Raw genomic sequence first — 2,614 nt, 5'->3', positions numbered from 1 at the left:
TTGAAAATAAAGAAAATAGAGAAAAACTCATAAAAACCCTAATAATACACTTAAATTCTTATTTAGAGGCTGAAAGTAATCTACAAAAAATCAAGATTTTAGTCAAAATATATCAAAATTTACAAAAATGTAGCCGAACTCCTGTTCTTATTGACATAGAAGAACTTGAATTTAACAAAGAAGACATTTTCGAAGAATTATTTTATGCTTTAGGCGGTTTAGGAGGTATGTATTCCGTAGAAATAATACAATCAAGAATTGCAAATTTCATCAAAATACTTGGCGGAGAACCTAAACTTTTATTAGAACAATTTTAAACACATAGACTTCTTCTTGAAGTCTATGCAAATACTCAATTTTAGAAAAATTAATTATTCAATAACGCAGCTTTTATTGTATCATTTGTTGCTTTGGCATATATAGCAGTAGTATTTAGTTTTGCATGTCTTAGAATTCCACAAGGTTTGTTCCTTTGGCTGTTAATCTCATGGCTAAAGTGTGTCTAAGCAAATGAAGTCCTTTTTTGCTGATCAAAGCTTTAGCGTAAATATTATTTACAATCAAAAAAGCATTGCTTCTATTTAAATGTTTTCCTGTGCTAGTTTGCATTATGTAATCACTATCTTGGATATTTTCTTTAAAATATTCAAGCTCATCATCTACTTCTTCTTTTTTAATAAATGCAAATTGTTCTTTACCGCCCTTGCCTATTATGGATATTTTTAATATTTCATCATCAACCTCTTCAAAATCACAAAGTTTTACATTTAAAGCTTCAGAAATTCTAAGTCCTCCATAAAGCATAAGTTTTTTCTAAAACTATTGTAAACTTCTTTTTTGCTTTTTCTTTCTCTAAAACATTATTTAGCCTTATAATTTCATTTTCATTAAGATAATTTAATTTTCTTCTGATTTTTCTGTTCTAAATCTAATTTTCTTCATATCAAAGGAAAAAACAAACAAATCATCATTATTATCGCTTATAAAAGAAAAAAAGCTAGTTAATACTCTCAAATAAGTTATTTTTGTTTTTTTGATAGTTTATTGCCATTTTTTCTAAATAATTAATAAAATTGACTAAAAAAGTCGTTTTTATATCGTTTATTTGCATTTCATCTTGATATTCTAATAAATATTCTACAAATTCTAGTAAAATACGCCTATAAAGTAAAAAAGTATTATTTGAATAGGATAATGCTTGAATATGTTTCAAATAAGCTTCTATCCAACGCTCTAAATCTTCGCTTATTGTAGTATTTTTAAGTTTCATTTTATTTATATCCTTTTTTTATAACATAATAATATATTATGTTATATTTATTTGCTTGTGTTAATACCAAAATATATATTTTAATAGGCTTATTTTGAAATAAGATTATGTTATATATTTTAAATTATACCATAAAAATATTTATATTTTTGCATTATTTGTCTATTTATACAATTTTTTATTAAAATTATGGTATAATTTATTTATTTTAACAAATAAAGGATAAAAATGGAAAAAAATACAATAAATAATGAAAATATTCAAAAAAATGAAATATTAATTCCAAAAAGAGTTTTATTTGATGAAAAAACATTAAAAATGATAGAAATGATGATTCCTACTTACAAAGATGAAATTTCTAATGCAAATAAAGAAAATGAGAAAATTAATCAAATGATTAAGCTTGCTATAGAAAAAATGTTTAAAAATGATTTTTTGAATAAAATAAATAATTTTTAATTAGGTTTTTTTATGAATAATGTTTTGTTGCACAGAATAACTGAGAAAGGAAACATTCGCTATTATAGCATAGAAATTATTGCCACTTTATTTGAGGAATATATGGTTGAGAGAGTTTACGGAAATGTGCGTTTTAAAAGTTGCACAGGAAGAAAAAATAATGTATTTCCAAGTTTTAATGAGGCACAAATTTTTTTGAGAAGTTAAAGAAACAAAAAATGAAAAAAGGGTATGCGTAAGTTTTTGCTCAAAAAATAAGAAAAAAACATTGATAAAATAGGCTTTTGAGATAAGCTTTTAGCTAAACTCTCAAAAACAGGTAAAAAATCCTTATCAAATCCGCTAATTTCAATTTTTATAGCCATTTATATCCTTTCTTATATAATTTTTATTTTTATTATACCATAAAGGGTTTTGTTGTAAAATTGGAAAAAACTTTTTTTATATATAAAATTACATAAATAAGACAATCAAAATACAATATAAAAGATTAAAGAATAGTAAAAACGGTTTTTTAAAAAAACTAATATAAATATATGGCTAATTATATAATTAATCCTCCTCTAAGCCATCATTAATTCCTGCTTCTGCAAGTTCAAGCTGTTCTTTTTGATACACTTTATCATCTTTAAAGGCTTCAAAACTTTTTTCCCATAAAACCTTTCTTTGCTCTATATATTCTTGATCTTTACACATATTAATCCTTTTTATTTATCAGGTTTAAAACCACTATCTAAAATTATTTTTGTCATTGCACCTTTAAGTTTATCAAAACGATTTAAAGCTTGCATATTACTAACTCTAAGCAATCTTATTTTATCATCTTTTTTATAAAACACTTTAAAAACTTCATCACTTTGTTTGTGTTTTACCATATCATCTAAA

7 protein-coding genes are annotated in these 2,614 nt (G+C 23.5%); 3 read left to right on the top strand and 4 right to left on the bottom strand.

Annotation, left to right across the window (positions count from 1 at the left end; all coding sequences use genetic code 11):
• The first annotated feature begins 29 nt into the window (after positions 1-29).
• Positions 30-317, top strand: a complete 288-nt coding sequence (locus AJ936_RS01575; protein WP_172671472.1) for a hypothetical protein — start codon at positions 30-32, stop codon at positions 315-317.
• Between the two features lie 130 nt (positions 318-447).
• Here the strand turns inward: AJ936_RS01575 and AJ936_RS10490 are convergent, their stop codons facing one another.
• Complete coding sequence (locus AJ936_RS10490) at positions 448-804, bottom strand: site-specific integrase (RefSeq protein ID WP_148116010.1); 357 nt, start codon at positions 802-804, stop codon at positions 448-450.
• 193 nt (positions 805-997) lie between these two features.
• A complete protein-coding gene (locus tag AJ936_RS01565) occupies positions 998-1,270 on the bottom strand; it encodes a site-specific integrase (RefSeq protein WP_126265302.1) in 273 nt (90 codons plus the stop codon).
• A 228-nt stretch (positions 1,271-1,498) separates the two neighbouring features.
• Between AJ936_RS01565 and AJ936_RS01560 the strand changes: the two genes are divergently transcribed.
• Both AJ936_RS01560 and AJ936_RS01555 read left to right on the top strand, forming a co-directional pair.
• Complete coding sequence (locus AJ936_RS01560; protein ID WP_044779695.1) at positions 1,499-1,729, top strand: hypothetical protein; 231 nt, start codon at positions 1,499-1,501, stop codon at positions 1,727-1,729.
• 12 nt (positions 1,730-1,741) lie between these two features.
• Positions 1,742-1,936, top strand: coding sequence for a polymerase (locus tag AJ936_RS01555; RefSeq protein WP_038401389.1), 195 nt, complete (start codon positions 1,742-1,744; stop codon positions 1,934-1,936).
• On the opposite strand, the gene AJ936_RS10240 is transcribed toward AJ936_RS01555, so the two are convergent.
• Positions 1,933-2,094 carry a hypothetical protein gene (locus AJ936_RS10240; RefSeq protein WP_162842081.1) on the bottom strand — a complete coding sequence of 54 codons (162 nt, stop codon included), beginning with the start codon at positions 2,092-2,094 and terminating at the stop codon, positions 1,933-1,935. The two genes, AJ936_RS01555 and AJ936_RS10240, sit on opposite strands and share 4 nt — an antisense overlap.
• A 187-nt stretch (positions 2,095-2,281) precedes the next feature.
• Positions 2,282-2,425, bottom strand: a complete 144-nt coding sequence (locus AJ936_RS10235) for a hypothetical protein (protein ID WP_002807233.1) — start codon at positions 2,423-2,425, stop codon at positions 2,282-2,284.
• Positions 2,426-2,614: the final 189 nt, after the last annotated feature.

Source organism: Campylobacter sp. BCW_6877, assembly GCF_001762445.1.
GTDB lineage: Bacteria > Campylobacterota > Campylobacteria > Campylobacterales > Campylobacteraceae > Campylobacter_D > Campylobacter_D jejuni.
The sequence above is the reverse complement of the archived record's forward strand: the minus strand, read 5'-3'. Positions and strand labels throughout refer to the sequence as shown.

What these genes read in the sequence shown, in the direction of transcription:
- AJ936_RS10240 (WP_162842081.1), bottom strand. Translation starts at nt 2,094, where the DNA reads ATGGCTATAAAAATTGAAATTAGCGGATTTGATAAGGATTTTTTACCT.
- AJ936_RS01555 (WP_038401389.1), top strand. Translation starts at nt 1,742, where the DNA reads ATGAATAATGTTTTGTTGCACAGAATAACTGAGAAAGGAAACATTCGC.
- AJ936_RS10235 (WP_002807233.1), bottom strand. Translation starts at nt 2,425, where the DNA reads ATGTGTAAAGATCAAGAATATATAGAGCAAAGAAAGGTTTTATGGGAA.
- AJ936_RS01560 (WP_044779695.1), top strand. Translation starts at nt 1,499, where the DNA reads ATGGAAAAAAATACAATAAATAATGAAAATATTCAAAAAAATGAAATA.
- AJ936_RS01565 (WP_126265302.1), bottom strand. Translation starts at nt 1,270, where the DNA reads ATGAAACTTAAAAATACTACAATAAGCGAAGATTTAGAGCGTTGGATA.
- AJ936_RS10490 (WP_148116010.1), bottom strand. Translation starts at nt 804, where the DNA reads ATGCTTTATGGAGGACTTAGAATTTCTGAAGCTTTAAATGTAAAACTT.